Here is a 16,586-nt window from a genome sequence, read left to right on the forward strand (position 1 = left end):
TTACTATAATGATGGACGTTATCATCTTTGTCAAAAACAATAATCATTCATTTGCCGCCCGCGATGTAAAGTACTGAACAATTTTCGTGAAAAACCCTCAGTATCGAATATAGAAACGAGGAATAGTAATTAAAACAAAGTTAAGCCATTAAAAGCTTATTGAGTATTTTTTCAAACTTATTCACGCTCATCATCTCATGAGTGAGAAATGTCCCATTATAAAACACGCTGAAAGTCGTCCAAACTGCCGGGGATTTTTGCGCCATATCTTTTGACTTTATTCGCCGGGCCTGAAAATGAAGTCCTTTCTTTTCAGTCAGTTCCTTTAAATCCTTTAACAATCCGACTGCAAATGGGCATTGAGCTGTATAAAATACTGTGATTCCCTCATCATTAACGGAATTACTTTTCACCTGTTTTTTAAATACAGGAGGATATGCATGTTTATTCCACGTCAGTGACATCAACTGAAAATAGGGTTCTGCTTCATCTTGCACAGCAAATCCCATATGTTCAAAGAAATGCTTATCACTTAAATAAGGGAGTTTTTTCTTCCCCACTATATGAACTATCCCATCCATACCGCGGGATTTTGCATCTGACACACATTTTTCTAACAAGTGTTTCGCATGTCCGTTATTCTTATATTTACCTGAGACCCAAAGACAATTAATAAACATAAAATGAGGTGCGCTTACCGGAACCCACGCTTCTTCTGCAGGTAAATATTCAATAAAAACTTTTGCCCGTTCGTTTAGGCGATAGAACACCAAGCCATCAATCATCCGATCCTTGAGCCAGCTCTTCTTTTCATTTACCGCATCCTCATATTGTTTCGTACCTAATGCACAGCAAATATGATTGTCATCAATATTGCCTCTAGTCAACTCAATGTATTTCATTTTTCCTCACCCGCTTTCTTTTGGAAACACCAGCTTTACTTGCAGTGAACATTGTAATTTCTCAGAAATATAGAGTCCCAGAACCAATATATGAACGCAGCAACAATGCTCATTATGTAATAAATGAAACTTCTGAAAACTGTGAAATCAATTGACGGATTATCTATGTGCCAGAACAAGAACACAGCTAAAAAAGCGACTGCTGTATAAATGAAAAGATGAACCAAGCTAAACTTTTTAGGCTTCTTTCTTAGCCATAGTTGCACAGGAACAGCAAACAAAAAGTAAGTAATAAATGCGTAAAAAGCAATGATAACCACAGTAACCAATGCAAATGGCACAAAACCCGAGTATACAAACATATATAGCCCGAAGATCAAACCATACGACAAACTTGAAAAAGCCAATGTGTAAGTATAGCTTTGACTTTTGCTCCAAGTCGCCGCTCCCATATAGTTCACCTGCTTTTTATAAAAATACATTTCTCATTTTTTTCCTATTGTTTAAAATCAGTATATATCCATCACTTTAAAAGATCTATGTTTTTTTGGCAGATCATCAATTCACTATCTTAATATCCAAATTTTAATTGCCATTAAAAAAGGTCAAGGAAATACCTTGACTGTGTATCGCTCACCAATCTGCATCCGGCTCATCATGTTCGAATCCGTAAAAGCCTTTAATCCACACATCTCCGCAGCCGGCTCCTTTTGTGATCAATAAGTAATGATTTCTGTTTGCATCACCATTCACCTTATCAGCCGCGCTCAAGTTCAAATGATTATCCGTGAAATTCTTTTTACTAAGGGTAAAATCATATCCTGCCAGTGTAATTCTCTGCAGTGCAAGTCAAATATCGACAGAAAGATTACGACCACAAATTCAAAGCATTCTGTGCATTTGGAGACTACCCCCCCATTTAAACACCATTCGGATGACAAATGCATAGCTCCCTCAACTTTTGTAGAGACACTTGTCCGCAAAAAATGTAAGGGTTTTCAAAAGGAGAGCAGTGTGCTAAATTGTAAGATAAGTAAAAATTTTCTGCCAATATTCGAAAGGGGTGCATGATTTGAAAGCAGTAGTAGCAACAAAAGACAAAAGTATAGCGATCGTACAAAAAGAATTACGTCCTTTACGACATGGTGAAGCCAAAGTTAAAATGGAATACTGTGGTGTATGTCATACTGACTTGCATGTTAAAAATGCTGATTTCGGGGATGTTACTGGCGTCACTCTAGGTCATGAGGGAATAGGCATTGTAACTGAGATCGGTGAAGGTGTAACAAGTTTGAAAAAGGGCGACCGCGTCTCTATTGCCTGGATGTTTGAAAGCTGCGGCTGCTGTGAATATTGCCTAACTGGCCGTGAAACCTTGTGCCGCGATGTAAAAAATGCCGGCTATACAGTTGACGGCGCAATGGCTGAAGAAGCAATCGTAGCGGTTGATTATGCAATAAAGGTGCCGGAAAATTTAGATCCTGCAGCAGCAAGCAGCATTACTTGTGCAGGTGTAACAACTTATAAAGCCGTTAAAGTCAGTGAAATTAAGCCAGGTCAATGGATCGGTGTATTTGGAGTCGGCGGTTTAGGCAACTTGGCTGTTCAATATGCAAAAAATGTCTTTAACGCTAAAGTGATTGCGTTCGACATTAGCGACGAAAAATTGAATTTTGCTAAGAGCTTAGGCGCTGACGCGGTTGTAAACAGTTTAAACGAAGACCCCGTCGCTAAAGCAAAAGAAGTGACTAACGATTTAGGGCTTGATGCTGTGGTCATCACGGCTGTCTCTAAAACCCCTTTCAATCAAGCGATTGATGTTGTAAAAGCAGGAGCTCGCGTAGTCGCTGTCGGTTTACCGGTGGACAAAATGGATTTAGATATTCCCCGTCTCGTGTTAGATGGAATTCAGGTTGTAGGTTCATTAGTAGGTACCAGAGAAGACCTGAAGGAAGCTTTTCAATTTGCTGCAGACGGTAAAGTTGTACCTAAAGTGACAAAACGCCCGATTGAAGATGTGAATGATATTTTTGAAGAAATGGAGCAAGGTAAAGTGACCGGCCGCATGGTTATCGATTTTACTTCCTAATCATTAAGGCTGCCGGGAATGATACGGCAGCCTTTGATCTCGATTCTTGCTCGGCGCCCCACCCAGACTGAATGAGACTTTGTCATTTAGTTCAGAAAAGAAACTTTGCAGACCATTCGTCGGTTATTCATTTTGCAAGTACTGCCTGAACTAACCCTGATACCAATATAATGCCAGGTCATTCATTGCCGAAGCGTAGCCCTGCTGTCTTAACATAGTTGTTATGCTGCCCTGATGATAAGTTCCGTGATTGGCAACATGGAATAAAATTTCTGAGTAAGCAGTTTCTCTGTAACCTAACCAAGGGTTATTTAAGTTCATTTTTTGTTCTACATCTGTTTGGCTATTCATCCATTCTTCAAACTGTGAAGCCAGTTCTTCATAAGACGCCGCAAATTCATCTGATATTCAATAAAACGGCTGTTGAACCTTTGCTTATGTATACAGCTTCATCTTCACAGGCCCAATTTAATCTGCATAATAGTTCACTGAATCTCTCAACAATTTTAGATAAACATCTTCTTTTTATAGAGATGTTCGTTCAATCGACATCCTTGTGATATATATGGTAAAATTTATAGAAACAAAGGAGTGTTGTTACATATGAGTCTTATCATTTTAGCATCCATGCTTTTATGGGGTGCAGTGATCCACGAGCTAAACAAACCTTCAAAAAAGCAAAGTAAACGAAAAATGATCCCTTTGGTATCCCTCAGTTCTTTATCTACTTTAATCATCACAATTTCGCTTTTTTCTAATTTAATTGGTTGATATTTGTTATGAGGAAACCCGCCAGAGGTTCCTCATAACACTAAAAACCTACTCACTGCACTTTTTACAGCAGACCTTATCAGAGTGTTTGCTTAACACTTTATCCATTCTCCCCACAGGCATCTTCTTCTCACTCGGAAGTGTAAGATAAGCTGTTATCTGATCCCCTGATTTTAATGTTTTTCCGCAGATAGAGCATTTTAACTCAGTATTAAAGAAATTTTTTAATCCCATTCAGAAGCCTCCTTACTTACCTTTATAAAGTAATACGTTAATGCTTTATAAAAGTTTCAGGTTAAAGAAATATTCCTTGCCCGGGAATATACTTCGTTTCAGTTGATCCTCAGCCGTCCCGGTCATCGTTATACCTCACTCAATCAGGCAACTTCTTCCTTATATCCTCTACGACATTAAATGCGGGGAAAACGTTCATTCAAGAATTCAGCGTTAACCAAAAAGGAGAATACATCCTGAAATATGATAGCGGCACCGGTGATAGTGTCAATGGTTTCTTTAGATCTGTTGAGATCTAAATTCCGTTAGGAAAGTCGGCAGTTTTGCCGACTTTCTTTTCCAAGCATTCTGCAGGAATAAAGGTGAAGTGTCGAATAAACATATGACCTTTTTGAAACGGAAACTTTATCGGCATCACAAACCCGCAAGCAGCCTCCTTGTATCGTACCTTCCGTCCCTTTGTGATTTGTTTTGATTTGTCGTATACTGCGCTTGCCCGGGAAATGATGAATATTTTCGTTAACTATAATTTCCCTGTACCTCTTCGTATGTGGCTCTGCATGATGAAGTAACTTCATGGCTCACCACTTTCATACACAGTTTTATTGCATGTTTAGCCATATCCCTCCTCTTTAAACAGCAAACCGTCCCATCCATTTCTCTCTTTCAGTTAACCTCCCATTATTTTATTGTTTTAGAAGCTCTTCATTTTAGACATAACATTCATTTTTTCTTATTTAGACTTAAATCTATGTCGAATTTTATCGTCCGGCATATTATGTACTATCCTAACAACAGGAGGTGGCAATAATATGGGGAACTACGGTGGAAATTATGGCGGAAGCTCTTTCGTATTGATCGTTGTGCTGTTCATTTTGTTAATCATTGTAGGTGCTGCATTCCTTTTCTAGCACATTGACGATTTATATTCGTCTCCCAAACATTGCATCCCTTAGTTCGGACAGACGCCATAAGAAGTTTTATGGCGTTTTTACTTTTTAAAAAAACCAATCTGAGATAAACATTTTTTATTTTTACTCTGGTAAGCGGGAGAGTTTCCTCCCCTGCCTGCGCCAATATTGCCGCTATGAAGAATGAGGCGAACAATCCAAAAGGTGTTGTGATCCATTCTTTAAAAACGATTCCGAAAATCAACAATTCGCAAGCAGTTCCATATAAAATAGCTAAACCTGTGATTGCCCATTGGCTTATATTCTTATCGCCTAAACAACCTGATACATCTCCAGTCCAACCGCTCATCATGTTTGATGATGGGCCCGTTGTATCTTCTGCAGACTTTTCTCTTTCAAAGACACCAGACTTATCTTCATCTTTAACGCCATTAACCCAAAATGTCATTTTGTTTTGAATAAAGACTTGTTCATGAACATAGCTCCTAAATAGTTGTTACTAAGGCGTTTTTAATTCATCAGGATTACAGATGTTGTGGACTTAAAAAGGATATTACTCACCTTTATAAAATTGTCATTTGTTAGATTTAGTCACTGAATCTTTTTTGTTTGGTATCTTAGCGGCCTTCCACACTCATTTAAAAAGAGTCCGCCCACAAAATGCGGTGTTCACACATTAAGTCATTTTCACATAAAAAAAACCGGATTCCTCCTCTAAGAGGTTCCGGCTTTTCTTAGTAAAATGCGGGAAATATCTGGTGACGTGCTGCACACCCCCGCTATTATAATATTTCAATAGAGCCTTCTGTTCCATGAACGCGTATTCGCTGCCCATCTTTTATCAATTGGGTTGCATTTTCAACTCCGACAACTGCAGGTAAGCCGTATTCACGCGCGATAACCGCTCCGTGGGTCATCAGTCCGCCAACTTCAGTGACCAGGCCTTTTATGGATACAAACAATGGTGTCCAGCTGGGATCAGTATAGGAGGTAACTAATATATCCCCATCTTCCAAATCGGCATCTTCCATGTTTAAAATAACCCGTGCCCGCCCCTCTATGACTCCCGAGGATACGGGCAGCCCTGCAATCGCTCCGGCCGGGAGATTTTCTCGTTTGTACTCGCCTGTAACGATTTCACCGTCAGACGTGATAACACGCGGCGGAGCTAGTTTTTCATATACTTGGTACTCGCCTTTTCGTGTGCTGATGATTTGGTAATCCAATTTATGTGTGCGTACGACTTCCTGAAGTTCTTCAAAAGTGAGATAGTATATGTCTTCTTTTTCATGAATAACGCCCGCTTCTGCGAGTTGTTCGGCTTCTTTCAGTAAAGCCTGCTTATAAACGAAGTAGCGGCTGATCATGCCGTATTTTGGATATTCCCTGAACCCGCTGAAGTTCCGGATGATGCGGATCATTCGTTTAGTTTCTTTGGCTTTTTGTTCACCATCCGGTAATTGCTTCAATCGGTCTAATAACTCTTGTTCTTTCTTCAACGCCTCCTGCCGCCCTTGCTCAAATTTCCGCTGGCTGGCATTTGGCTCAAAGTTTTTGAGATTATTAAGAATCATAGGGACAAGTGCAGTTGGTTTTTCGCTCCATCGAGTTCTTGTCATATCAATTTCTCCGGCACATCGCATTCCGTACTTGTTGAGATAAGCATAGATAGCGTCACGGGTTTCCCGCCCGCCTTCAAACGTCACCAGCCCATCCAAAAAGTGATCATCTTTTACATTCTCTAAATAGGCAATGACTTCTGGATAAGGGCGGATCACATCGGCGACGTCCAATAGCGCAAGCCCCATTTCTGAAGTAATATTATGGGGTACAGATTGAGAAAGCGTATCTGCTGCGTTTTTTTCACCTAACCACTCGTTCATTTTTTCGTTAATCCATAATGAAGCATCCATTGCAGTTCGAATCAACACTGAACTTTTTGGGTTAAATAGAATCTTCTTTAATTCCTGGATATCTTCCAAAATAAAACGAAATAAATCATATCCTGATTTCGTCTGGATGTTTTGTTTTAACTCTTCTATCGATGCCTGACTGCTCTTAATCAAATCAGAAACAATTGCCGGATCGTTTTCAGCTTGATCCGGCATATCTGCATTGCCTTTGCCGGGAATCGGCGCCGTTTTATCCGGTATCGGCTTAATGAAATCATCTCGCTCTATTATGGTCATAAGTGCGTCTTTTAAGAGCGGATCGTGCTGCCCCATGCCTTTTAAGAAAACTTCTCTGACATTAGGAGATGCCAGTTGATGTGTGACATCAACGAATAGCCTTCCGCCGGCTTTACGCATGGGTGCAGCAGTCGTCAACAGAAAAAAAGACAATCCAAGGGGTTTTATGGGATCCGTCATCATTTGCTGATGACCAACAGAGATATAGACGTGATTTTCTTGATCGTTCGCTTCAGGAACGGGGTATAACGTTGTGATCGGACGGCTTTGAACAATATAAAAAGTATCGCGGTCCAAACACCATTCGATATCTTGCGGCTGGCCGAAATGAGCTTCGATCTGTCTCCCGATACGTGCCAGCTGTAAAATTTGTTCATCAGTCAGTGTTTGAATCTTTTGCTGATCAAGAGCGATCTCCTGTGTTTCTGTTCCGCCTTCTTTTCGTCCATAGATAGCCAATTTTTTAGTTTCTATTCTCTTATCGATGATTTGCCCGTCCTGTACTTTATAACAATCGGCAGTGACTAAGCCGGAGACCAGTGCTTCACCAAGTCCAAAACCGGCATCGATGGACAGCAGCTTTCGGTTTCCGGTCATCGGATCAGCGGTAAATAAAATTCCCGAAGCCTGAGGGAACACCATCCTTTGGATGATAACGGATAAATAAACTTGGCTGTGATCAAATCCATTTTGCATACGGTAAATGACCGCGCGATCCGTAAATAGAGACGCCCAACATTTACTGATATGCTGCAAGATCGCATCGACGCCGGTAATATTTAAATAGGTGTCTTGTTGACCGGCAAAAGAGGCATGCGGCAAATCCTCAGCTGTCGCACTGGAACGTACGGCATAGGCATGTTCTTCGCCGAACCGGGAGAGATGATAAGCAACTGCTTTGACTACATCTGAAGGAATTTCTGCTTCCATAATGGTTTGCCGGATTTTTTTGCTGACTTCACCAATTTGATCCCGATTCTCCACTTTCAGCATGGTCAGTTGATCCAACAGCGCTTGTAACGTTTCGTTTTGTTCAATGGCTTTTTGATATCCTGCGGTTGTGACACAAAATCCTTCCGGTACTTGTATTCCTTGAATTTTTGATAATTCCCCTAAATGTAACCCTTTTCCTCCAACGAGCAAAGGCTGTGTTTTTTCAATTTCGTGAATGCCGAGAACCAAAGAACTCATTCTATATCTCCCCTTCAAAAAAATTTGACAAGAGCTTTTCAGCATGATATAATCATAATATAGGATGGATATCTATGACTTTCACACAAAAAGCGCGCGTGTTCTGATTATATCACCGTGTCTGTTTTTGTGCAATATAAAAAGAACCTGGCCAATTTGGCGAGGTTCTTTCTTCATTTTTGTCGAAAGCTCTTTAAAGCTGTATTGAGATCTTTTGTGTGAACGTAAATGTTCTTATACAACTCGAATAGTGTTTTATATTTTTGAACATTTTGTTCTTTTGGATAAAATGCAGCTGCTTCATGAATGAACTGCTCTGCACATTCTTCAAGAGAGTCAAACCATCCGCTTCCGAAGGCAGCTAACATCGCAGCCCCCATGGCGGGACCTTGTTCATTCTCTAACTTAACAACCCTCGTATTGAAAATATCAGCCTGCATTTGAAGCCACGTTTCATTTTTAGCTCCCCCGCCAATAGAGACAACCGTATCAACTGATTTTCCCGCTTCGCGGAATAGCTCAATTGATTCATATAAAGAGAATGTGATGCCTTCCATTATCGCCCTCAAAAAGTGCTCTCTTTTATGGGCTCCGTCCATTCCGATCAAGCTTCCCCGAATAGATGAATCAGCATGCGGCGTTCTTTCACCGACTAAGTAAGGAGTGTACAGCAGTCCATTTGCTCCTATCGGAACAGATTCCACCCCCCGTAATAATTGTTCAAACGATTCGTTCGGCGCAAACGTTCTTTTGAACCAGTCTAAGCTGTATCCAGCAGCGAGCGTGACTCCCATCGTATAAAAAGAATCCTTCTTTCCATGATTAAAAAAGTGCACTTTCCCTTTAAAGTCCCTTTCTTTGTCTTCTTCACAGGAAAGTATGACTCCTGACGTCCCGATACTGCATAATGTTTTTCCGGAAGAAAGAATACCGGCTCCGACAGCACCGCATGCATTGTCTGCTCCCCCGGCGTACACTTTTGTTTTTTCCAACAGCCCAGTCTCCGCCGCAACGCTCGGAAGCAGCGATCCTACACAGTCATGGGATTCAACAAGCGGAGGACAAACTTCCGCTGAAATACCAAATTGATTGCAAATCTCATCGCTCCACTCTTTGCGGGTCATATGTAAAAGTAACGTTCCCGCCGCGTCGGAGTATTCGGTATGAATGGCGCCAGTCATGCGGAATCTCACATAGTCTTTCGGAAGCAAAAAAACAGCGGTTTTGTTAAAAAGTTCAGGCTCATGTTCCTTCACCCATAACATTTTAGGTAATGTAAACCCTTCAAGGACACGGTTTTTTGTGATATCAAGCAGATGATCGCCAAATGTCTCGGTCATCCTGCTACATTGAGGCGTCGTTCTGGTATCATTCCAAAGAATCGCATGACGCAGCACCCGCCGATCTTGATCAAGCAGTACTAACCCATGCATTTGTCCTGAATAGCTAATCCCGTCAATATCCCCGGCTTGAACGTTGGATATCGAAATCAATTCAGCCAATGCTTCAATTGTTTGCTGCACCCAGTCTTCAGGATTTTGCTCACTATATCCCGCCTTCTCTTGGATGAGCGGGTAACTTTTGGACGTTTCTGCACAAACCTTGCCGTTTTGATTGACTAAAATGGTTTTAACGGCACTCGTACCAAGATCTATTCCAATGACATACTTCATTTTTTCACTCCTTCCTCTCTAAATAGATCTCCATTGAAATGACCCGCCATAACAGTAACTTCATGACGGGCCATTCCGGGAACTCGGCTGCCTGCATCTTTTTATAGCGGGATCTGGAGCTTCTTTTTTCATTTGTTATACCTCTAAAATGTATTGGTTTAATATCGCTTTTAACCGCTCCTGTCTCCCTGATTCGTTTTTAATTGGCTGATTGTTCAGCGCATATTGCTCAAGCGTCTTAAAATCAGCTCTTCCTTCTGCAATTTCAAGCCCAATCCCTTCAGTAAAGCTGCGGTAACGGTGTTGAATCACATCTTCAAACACACGATCTTCGATTAATTTGTGGGCGGCTTTCAACCCTCTTGCAAATGTATCCATCCCTGCAACATGGGCATATAGTAAATCATCAGGCTCAAAAGAAGATCTCCTCACCTTTGCGTCAAAGTTTAATCCGCCGCTTCCAAGACCGCCATTTTGCAGAATTTCGTACATTGCTAATGTCGCAGAATATAAATCTGTCGGAAATTCATCTGTGTCCCAGCCTAAAAGCGGATCACCCTGATTCGCGTCAACAGAGCCAAGAAGGCCATGCACTCTCGCCATGCGTAATTCATGTTCGAATGTATGCCCGGCTAATGTGGCATGATTGGCTTCGAGATTTAATTTAAAATGATTGTCTAAGCCATATTGCTTTAAAAAGGCAATGGTTGTTGCTGCGTCCGTATCATATTGATGGGTGGTCGGCTCTTTTGGTTTTGGTTCAATCAAAAACTGCCCTGTATACCCGATTTCCTTCGCATAATCCACTGCCATATGCATAAATCTGGCCATATTATCAAGCTCAAATTTCAAATCGGTATTTAACAAAGTTTCGTACCCTTCACGTCCGCCCCAAAATACATAGTTCTCGGCGCCAAGCTCCTTTGCTGTTTCTAATCCTTTTTTTACTTGGGCTGCGGCATACGCAAATACATCTGCATTACAAGAAGTCGCCGCACCATGGACGAAACGGGGATTCGTAAACATGTTTGCAGTATTCCATAATAGCTTAACGCCGCTGGTTCTCATGTAGTCTTTTATCATGTCCACGATTATATCCAGATTTTGATTTGTCTCTTTTAACGTACTTCCTTCCGGTGCGATATCCCGGTCATGAAAAGCAAAAAATGGCGCATCCAGTTTTTCAAACAGCTCAAACGCTGCATCTACCCTCGCTCTCGCCAGATCCATGCCTTTATAGTGATCCCACGGTCTTTGCATCGTAGCTGCGCCAAAAATGTCTGTGCCGTCAGCGGTAAATGTATGCCAATAGGCAATAGAAAATCGCAAATGCTCTTTCATCGTTTTTCCGCCAATTACTTCTTGAGAATTATAGTATTTAAATGCTAAAGGATTCGTGGATTCTTTCCCTTCGTAAATCAATTTGTTTGCGCTTTCAAAATAGTTGACCGAACCGGAATGAGAGTGAGCCATGTGTGATTTCCCCCTTAAAAATAAATTCTAAACATGATCATTCAAATACAGATGCTTTTATGTCATGTTGCACATTAGTTTGTTGGCCAAACAAACTAACTTATTTTCATCTTATATAACCTCATCAGTATTTTCAATATTTTTTTTAGTTTTTTACGAACACATTAGATATAATAAAGGTTGGATTCGCTATGTACTGCGTTTCGCACGATAACACAGAACGTTCAACTTAATTTAAAGATTATACAAATGGAGTGGATGAAGTGGATATCGCTGATCAAGCCTTTGTCAAAAAAGTTAACCAAAAGTTATTGCTAAACGAAATACTTAAAAATTCACCTATTTCAAGAGCAAAATTATCTGAAATGACCGGATTAAATAAATCAACTGTTTCGTCACAGGTAAACACATTAATGAAAGAAAACCTCGTATTTGAAATCGGTCAGGGACAATCAAGCGGCGGCAGAAGACCTGTTATGCTTGTTTTTAATAAAAAAGCAGGATACTCCGTAGGAATAGATGTTGGCGTGGATTATGTTAATGGCATTTTAACAGATCTTGAAGGGACGATCGTCCTTGATCAACACCACCATTTGGAATGCAATTCTCCAGAAATCACTAAAGATATTTTAATTGAGATGATTCATCACTTTATTGCAAATATGCCGCAATCTCCATACGGCCTTATTGGTATAGGGATATGCGCGCCCGGGCTGATTGACAAAAATCAAAAAATCGTTTTCGCTCCGAACGCCAACTGGAGAGATATTGACTTAAAATCTTTCATCCAAAAGAAGTTCAATGTGCCCGTTTTTATTGAAAATGAGGCAAATGCCGGCGCATATGGAGAAAAAGTATTTGGTGCTGCAAAAAATCACGATAACATTATTTATGCAAGTATCGGTACAGGAATAGGGATCGGCGTTATGATCAACAATCATTTATATAGAGGGGTTGGCGGATTCTCTGGAGAAATGGGACATATGACAATAGACTTTAAGGGTCCTAAATGCAGCTGCGGAAACCGAGGCTGCTGGGAATTGTATGCTTCAGAGAAGGCTTTATTAACATCTCTTCAGACGAAAGAGAAAAAAGTGTCCAGCCAAGATATCATAGACCTCGCCCATCTGAATGATGTTGGAACTTTACAGGCATTACAGAATTTTGGTTTCTATTTAGGAATAGGCCTGACCAATATTTTAAATACATTTAATCCGCAAGCCATCATTTTAAGAAACAGCATCATTGAATCGCATCCTATGGTTTTACATTCAATTAAAAGCGAAGTGTCATCGAGGGTTTATTCCCAACTAGACAATAGCTATGAATTATTACCATCTATCTTAGGAAAAAATGCCCCTGCTCTAGGAATGTCCTCTATTGTTATTGATCATTTTCTCGACATGGTTCATAACTGAAATGTACATACTTCTATGTTTTACGCTCATCTTTAAAGATGGGTTTTTTTATTCTAGGAGTATTTCTGAATCAATACTGACAAAGGCACCTTCTAATATGAAAAAGGAGTTCTAAAATAGAAATCTCCTTTTTCATGTGCTAATTATTTTTCTTTATAACGGAAATATCTGAAGTCGGCCGGAATATGATGACCGCTCGTATCTTGGCATTGCATCCCTACAAAAGCTCCTGTAAAGAATCCCCCGCCGCGGATGTAATCATCTGATAATTTTTTCGATTCTAATGCAATGTCGATTTTGTGCCAATCTTCTTTGTTAAATGAATACAAATAATAATATTTTTCGTTTTCAATATTCACTTTTAAATAGACATACTTGACTTCACGAGGAATCACAATTTTATTTTTTAACGGTTGTGAAAAAGAAAAGTTATCACATATCGTTAATTCAAGAATACGGCCAAGTTCTTCATCATACGTGACTTGAAGAGCCGTCCAATTCTCTGTATTGTAATAGTTCACCAAACCAGCGGCTTGCTGAAAATTTTCCGGATAAAACGCAACAGCCGTTTCCGCTTCAAAATGGAGGCTTTGCCAGCGTCTGGCTACAAATGCCTGAGTAAATGTCGAAGTTAAGGATTCATGGCCGTATAATCGTAAATGATTTGGCGCTTGAGTTAATGAACCTAATTTCTCCGTAAACGGGATTCTTAACGTTTGAAAATTAATATTTAATATTGCATCCTCAAATTCATCAACTTCCGGATAGGTTTCTTCAAACATTGTTTCAGGTATAGAAGGCGCTTCCACTTCCAAGCTCCCTTCTTTTCCGCCTTCTACATAAGGCCAGCCATCTTTCCAATAGAGCTTTTGAATAGCTGTTTCTCTGCCCAGAGGACAATATCCTCTCTGCTGAAAAATTGAATCATCGTCCGGGTGAATGGGACGTCCCGTTAAATGAGCTAAATACCACTCGCCTGTATGTGTTTGTACAATGGATGCATGTCCGCATTTTTGCAGCGGATTTTCCGGCGCATGCCATGACGTTAAGATAGGATTATCAGGATGTACTTCATATGGACCCTCAATATTTGCAGAACGGGCAATTGTAGCAGCATGTTCGAACCGTGTTCCTCCTTCTGCGGTTAATAAATAATAATAGTTCCCGATACGGTAAAGGTGCGGCGCTTCTGTCAGCTTTCTTTCAGTTCCTTTAAAAATCACTTTCGGTTTACCGATTAGTTTTTGCTCCTTATCAGAATATTCCTGCATGACAATGCCTCCAAAGGAGTGCCGATCAATACGCTGATCCCATAACATATTTAATAAATATTTTTTCCCATCCGTATCATGGAACAAAGAAGCATCAAAACCCGAGCTGTTTAATGTGATCGGCTCCCCCCAATCACCATCAATCGTGTCACAAGTCACTAAATAATTGTGGCAATCTTTCCAGGCGCCATCTACTACCTTAACATCCGTATAGATCAGCCAAAACTTTCCGTCGCTGTAACTTAAACATGGCGCCCAGACCCCGCCTGAATTAGGATTTCCTTTCATGTCTAATTGCGAAACTCTCTGTAATGGATGTGCAACTAAGCGCCAATTGACTAAATCTTTTGAGTGGTGTATCTGGACTCCCGGAAACCACTCAAATGTAGATACAGCGATATAATAATCCTCTCCAACCCTGCAAATACTCGGATCGGGGTTGAATCCTTTAAGTACTGGATTGATGATCTTCATTTTGAACTCCTCCTCAGCTATTTTCTGTTGACTCATCATGTTTTAAGCTTTGAAATCGTCAATATGATCCAAATAAACTTTGTCTCTATTCTCTAATTCTCGAACCATGCTTTTATATTTTTTCTCATCTAAGTTATAGAAATTAATATCAATCATGGCCAGAACCAGTAAGAACACGGGAATAATGGTTGTTGTAATTAAAATTCCCGTCAATGCCTCCGGCGTTTGCACCTGATTTGCCACATATCCAAACTGATCTAGAACCAAACCCGGTACAACCCCTCCCAAGGCCATGCCGAATTTAAAGAAAAATCCGATAATAGCGTATATAAGACCGCCCATTCTTTTCCCGGTCTTATACTCTCCATATTCTATTGTTTCAGGAATAAGCGCCCACATATATCCCCCGGCAGTGAGACTTCCTGCAGCAGCCAGCAATCGAAAGGAAAGTATCAGGAATACATTACTTGACGGAACGAAAAGTAAAGCTAAGAGGCCGATCATATTCAGTAATAATGCATAGTTTAGTAATTTCTTCTTCCCTAATAATTGATGAAGCTTTGGAATAAACGGTAAAATGACCAAAGCAGGCAAACTTCCCAACAAACCGTACCACTTCACTAAATCCGCTCTTTCTAAATTATACGTTACGTAATAGATGCCAACCGAATTACTGATTGAATTCACTCCAAAAATAATAATAAAGAAAATACTTAATACAACTAGAGGCCGATTAACACGAAATTGCTCAAATATATCCGAAAATTTAATTTTTTCTTCCGATTTTTGAAGCGTGACACGCTCTTTTGTGCTTTTAAAACAAAAGATTAAAAGGCACCCGCCTATAACTCCCATAATACCCATGGTTAGCTGCCAGCCAAGAGATTCGCTGCCGGAATTATCGCTTAAATAAGCAGCCAGTAAGGGAACAAAAAATGCAACGACAAGTCCTCCAAGATTTGCAAATAACATACGGACAGACGTTATACTAACAACTTCTTGATTATTTCTGGTCATTGCAGATGTTAACGCGCCATATGGCACGTTTATCATGGTGTATGTAAGCGATAAGCCGACATAGGTGATATAGGCATATATTAATTTCCCCATATCCGAAAAATCCGGGGTTGTAAAACAGAGTATTGCCAATATGACAAAGGGAAAAGCTCCGAATAAAAGATACGGTCTGAAGCGGCCAAACCTGCTATTTGTTCTGTCAACTATTGTTCCAATAAAAGGATCAGCGAGAGCGTCGATGATTCTAACCACTAAAAACATCGTACCGGCTGTTGCTGCCGATAAACCAAAAACATCTGTATAGAAGAACAAAAGATACGTAGACACTGTTGCATAAATTAAATTACATGCAAAATCTCCAGACGCATATCCAACTTTTTCAACCATGCTGATCTTCTTTACATTTTCACTGAGCATGATTTCCTCCCCTTTTCGATCCTTTACATAAGGAACATGATGAAATGGTATAACATTTCTTTAAAATTATCAGCCAGTGAGCGGCATATAAAAGCGCTTTCAAAAAAATGATAGCGGTTTACTTTCACAGAGCATTTTCAACATCCAAATGGTGATCAGATAGCAGTGAACAGGATAAAAGCTTGGCTTTCGCTTTTTATATACCTCCAATTAAATCGAGCCTCTTATCCCCCTCCCATTTAAGACCTTTACATGATGGACAATTAAAGTGGTTTTATTAGTTTGTTGATCGAACAAACTAACTTGATTTCATATTATAAAATCTTTTCTGCTTTTTCAACTCTTTTTTCAGAGAATTTAAAACCGACCAAAGGACATACCATGTTGTAATTGCCGACTGCTTCGACAGACGTTAAGTAAACCCCCCTGTGTCACCTGACTGACTTATTAAATGATAAGAACTTCCATCATCTTTTGTTTAGAAAAACTTATTAAGAAACATGCACTAGAAAAAATGCGAATCATATATAAGTGATATCCCGTTTAATTGGTTGAG

The 16,586-nt window shown here is 40.1% G+C and carries 13 protein-coding genes and 1 pseudogene; 3 read left to right on the forward strand and 11 right to left on the reverse strand.

The window, feature by feature from the left end; genetic code table 11:
- Nucleotides 1–140: 140 nt before the first annotated feature.
- The 3 genes from AC1RRX_RS10170 to AC1RRX_RS10180 all read right to left on the reverse strand — a co-directional run bounded on the left by AC1RRX_RS10170 (nt 141) and on the right by AC1RRX_RS10180 (nt 1,679).
- Complete coding sequence (locus tag AC1RRX_RS10170; protein WP_144464301.1) at nt 141–902, reverse strand: N-acetyltransferase; 762 nt, start codon at nt 900–902, stop codon at nt 141–143.
- A gap of 35 nt (nt 903–937) precedes the next feature.
- The gene (locus tag AC1RRX_RS10175; protein ID WP_144464303.1) at nt 938–1,354 is read right to left on the reverse strand and encodes a UPF0715 family protein; all 417 of its coding nucleotides are present in this window, start codon (nt 1,352–1,354) and stop codon (nt 938–940) included.
- A gap of 181 nt (nt 1,355–1,535) precedes the next feature.
- Nucleotides 1,536–1,679: a hypothetical protein gene (locus tag AC1RRX_RS10180; protein WP_007611678.1), complete on the reverse strand. Its 144-nt coding sequence runs from the start codon at nt 1,677–1,679 to the stop codon at nt 1,536–1,538.
- A gap of 295 nt (nt 1,680–1,974) precedes the next feature.
- Here AC1RRX_RS10180 and adhP point away from each other — a divergent pair, with 295 nt between their 5' ends.
- Nucleotides 1,975–2,991, forward strand: a complete 1,017-nt coding sequence (gene adhP, locus AC1RRX_RS10185; RefSeq protein ID WP_020955863.1) for an alcohol dehydrogenase AdhP — start codon at nt 1,975–1,977, stop codon at nt 2,989–2,991.
- Nucleotides 2,992–3,141: 150 nt separating this feature from the next.
- Here the strand turns inward: adhP and AC1RRX_RS10190 are convergent.
- Together AC1RRX_RS10190 and AC1RRX_RS10195 are read right to left on the reverse strand one after the other, a co-directional pair.
- Nucleotides 3,142–3,396: pseudogene (locus AC1RRX_RS10190) on the reverse strand (DinB family protein); the annotation flags it as partial.
- Between the two features lie 414 nt (nt 3,397–3,810).
- Nucleotides 3,811–3,996 carry a hypothetical protein gene (locus tag AC1RRX_RS10195; protein WP_108724953.1) on the reverse strand — a complete coding sequence of 62 codons (186 nt, stop codon included), beginning with the start codon at nt 3,994–3,996 and terminating at the stop codon, nt 3,811–3,813.
- Nucleotides 3,997–4,808: 812 nt separating this feature from the next.
- Here AC1RRX_RS10195 and AC1RRX_RS10200 point away from each other — a divergent pair.
- Nucleotides 4,809–4,907: a YjcZ family sporulation protein gene (locus AC1RRX_RS10200; RefSeq protein WP_003154037.1), complete on the forward strand. Its 99-nt coding sequence runs from the start codon at nt 4,809–4,811 to the stop codon at nt 4,905–4,907.
- Here AC1RRX_RS10200 and AC1RRX_RS10205 read toward each other — a convergent pair.
- The 4 genes from AC1RRX_RS10205 to xylA all read right to left on the reverse strand — a co-directional run bounded on the left by AC1RRX_RS10205 (nt 4,879) and on the right by xylA (nt 11,433).
- Nucleotides 4,879–5,355 carry a hypothetical protein gene (locus tag AC1RRX_RS10205; RefSeq protein WP_041482441.1) on the reverse strand — a complete coding sequence of 159 codons (477 nt, stop codon included), beginning with the start codon at nt 5,353–5,355 and terminating at the stop codon, nt 4,879–4,881. The two genes, AC1RRX_RS10200 and AC1RRX_RS10205, sit on opposite strands and share 29 nt — an antisense overlap.
- A 334-nt stretch (nt 5,356–5,689) precedes the next feature.
- Nucleotides 5,690–8,287 carry a phosphoenolpyruvate synthase gene (gene ppsA / locus AC1RRX_RS10210; protein WP_144464305.1) on the reverse strand — a complete coding sequence of 866 codons (2,598 nt, stop codon included), beginning with the start codon at nt 8,285–8,287 and terminating at the stop codon, nt 5,690–5,692.
- 173 nt (nt 8,288–8,460) lie between these two features.
- Nucleotides 8,461–9,960, reverse strand: coding sequence for a xylulokinase (gene xylB / locus AC1RRX_RS10215; protein ID WP_144464307.1), 1,500 nt, complete (start codon nt 9,958–9,960; stop codon nt 8,461–8,463).
- Between the two features lie 135 nt (nt 9,961–10,095).
- A complete protein-coding gene (gene xylA / locus AC1RRX_RS10220) occupies nt 10,096–11,433 on the reverse strand; it encodes a xylose isomerase (protein WP_144464309.1) in 1,338 nt (445 codons plus the stop codon).
- Between the two features lie 263 nt (nt 11,434–11,696).
- Between xylA and xylR the strand changes: the two genes are divergently transcribed.
- Nucleotides 11,697–12,851 carry a transcriptional repressor XylR gene (gene xylR, locus AC1RRX_RS10225; RefSeq protein WP_025284775.1) on the forward strand — a complete coding sequence of 385 codons (1,155 nt, stop codon included), beginning with the start codon at nt 11,697–11,699 and terminating at the stop codon, nt 12,849–12,851.
- Between the two features lie 143 nt (nt 12,852–12,994).
- On the opposite strand, the gene xynB is transcribed toward xylR, so the two are convergent.
- Complete coding sequence (gene xynB, locus AC1RRX_RS10230) at nt 12,995–14,596, reverse strand: xylan 1,4-beta-xylosidase (RefSeq protein ID WP_144464311.1); 1,602 nt, start codon at nt 14,594–14,596, stop codon at nt 12,995–12,997.
- A 42-nt stretch (nt 14,597–14,638) separates the two neighbouring features.
- A complete protein-coding gene (locus tag AC1RRX_RS10235; RefSeq protein ID WP_007410362.1) occupies nt 14,639–16,030 on the reverse strand; it encodes an MFS transporter in 1,392 nt (463 codons plus the stop codon).
- Nucleotides 16,031–16,586: the final 556 nt, after the last annotated feature.

Source organism: Bacillus sp. GW821-FHT11D08 (assembly GCF_058808515.1).

Excerpts from the sequence above, each read along its gene's own strand:
- AC1RRX_RS10175 (WP_144464303.1), bottom strand. The coding sequence starts at position 1,354 with ATGGGAGCGGCGACTTGGAGCAAAAGTCAAAGCTATACTTACACATTG.
- xylA (WP_144464309.1), bottom strand. The coding sequence starts at position 11,433 with ATGGCTCACTCTCATTCCGGTTCGGTCAACTATTTTGAAAGCGCAAAC.
- AC1RRX_RS10205 (WP_041482441.1), bottom strand. The coding sequence starts at position 5,355 with ATGACATTTTGGGTTAATGGCGTTAAAGATGAAGATAAGTCTGGTGTC.
- AC1RRX_RS10200 (WP_003154037.1), top strand. The coding sequence starts at position 4,809 with ATGGGGAACTACGGTGGAAATTATGGCGGAAGCTCTTTCGTATTGATC.
- xynB (WP_144464311.1), bottom strand. The coding sequence starts at position 14,596 with ATGAAGATCATCAATCCAGTACTTAAAGGATTCAACCCCGATCCGAGT.
- AC1RRX_RS10195 (WP_108724953.1), bottom strand. The coding sequence starts at position 3,996 with ATGGGATTAAAAAATTTCTTTAATACTGAGTTAAAATGCTCTATCTGC.
- ppsA (WP_144464305.1), bottom strand. The coding sequence starts at position 8,287 with ATGAGTTCTTTGGTTCTCGGCATTCACGAAATTGAAAAAACACAGCCT.
- AC1RRX_RS10170 (WP_144464301.1), bottom strand. The coding sequence starts at position 902 with ATGAAATACATTGAGTTGACTAGAGGCAATATTGATGACAATCATATT.
- AC1RRX_RS10235 (WP_007410362.1), bottom strand. The coding sequence starts at position 16,030 with ATGCTCAGTGAAAATGTAAAGAAGATCAGCATGGTTGAAAAAGTTGGA.
- xylB (WP_144464307.1), bottom strand. The coding sequence starts at position 9,960 with ATGAAGTATGTCATTGGAATAGATCTTGGTACGAGTGCCGTTAAAACC.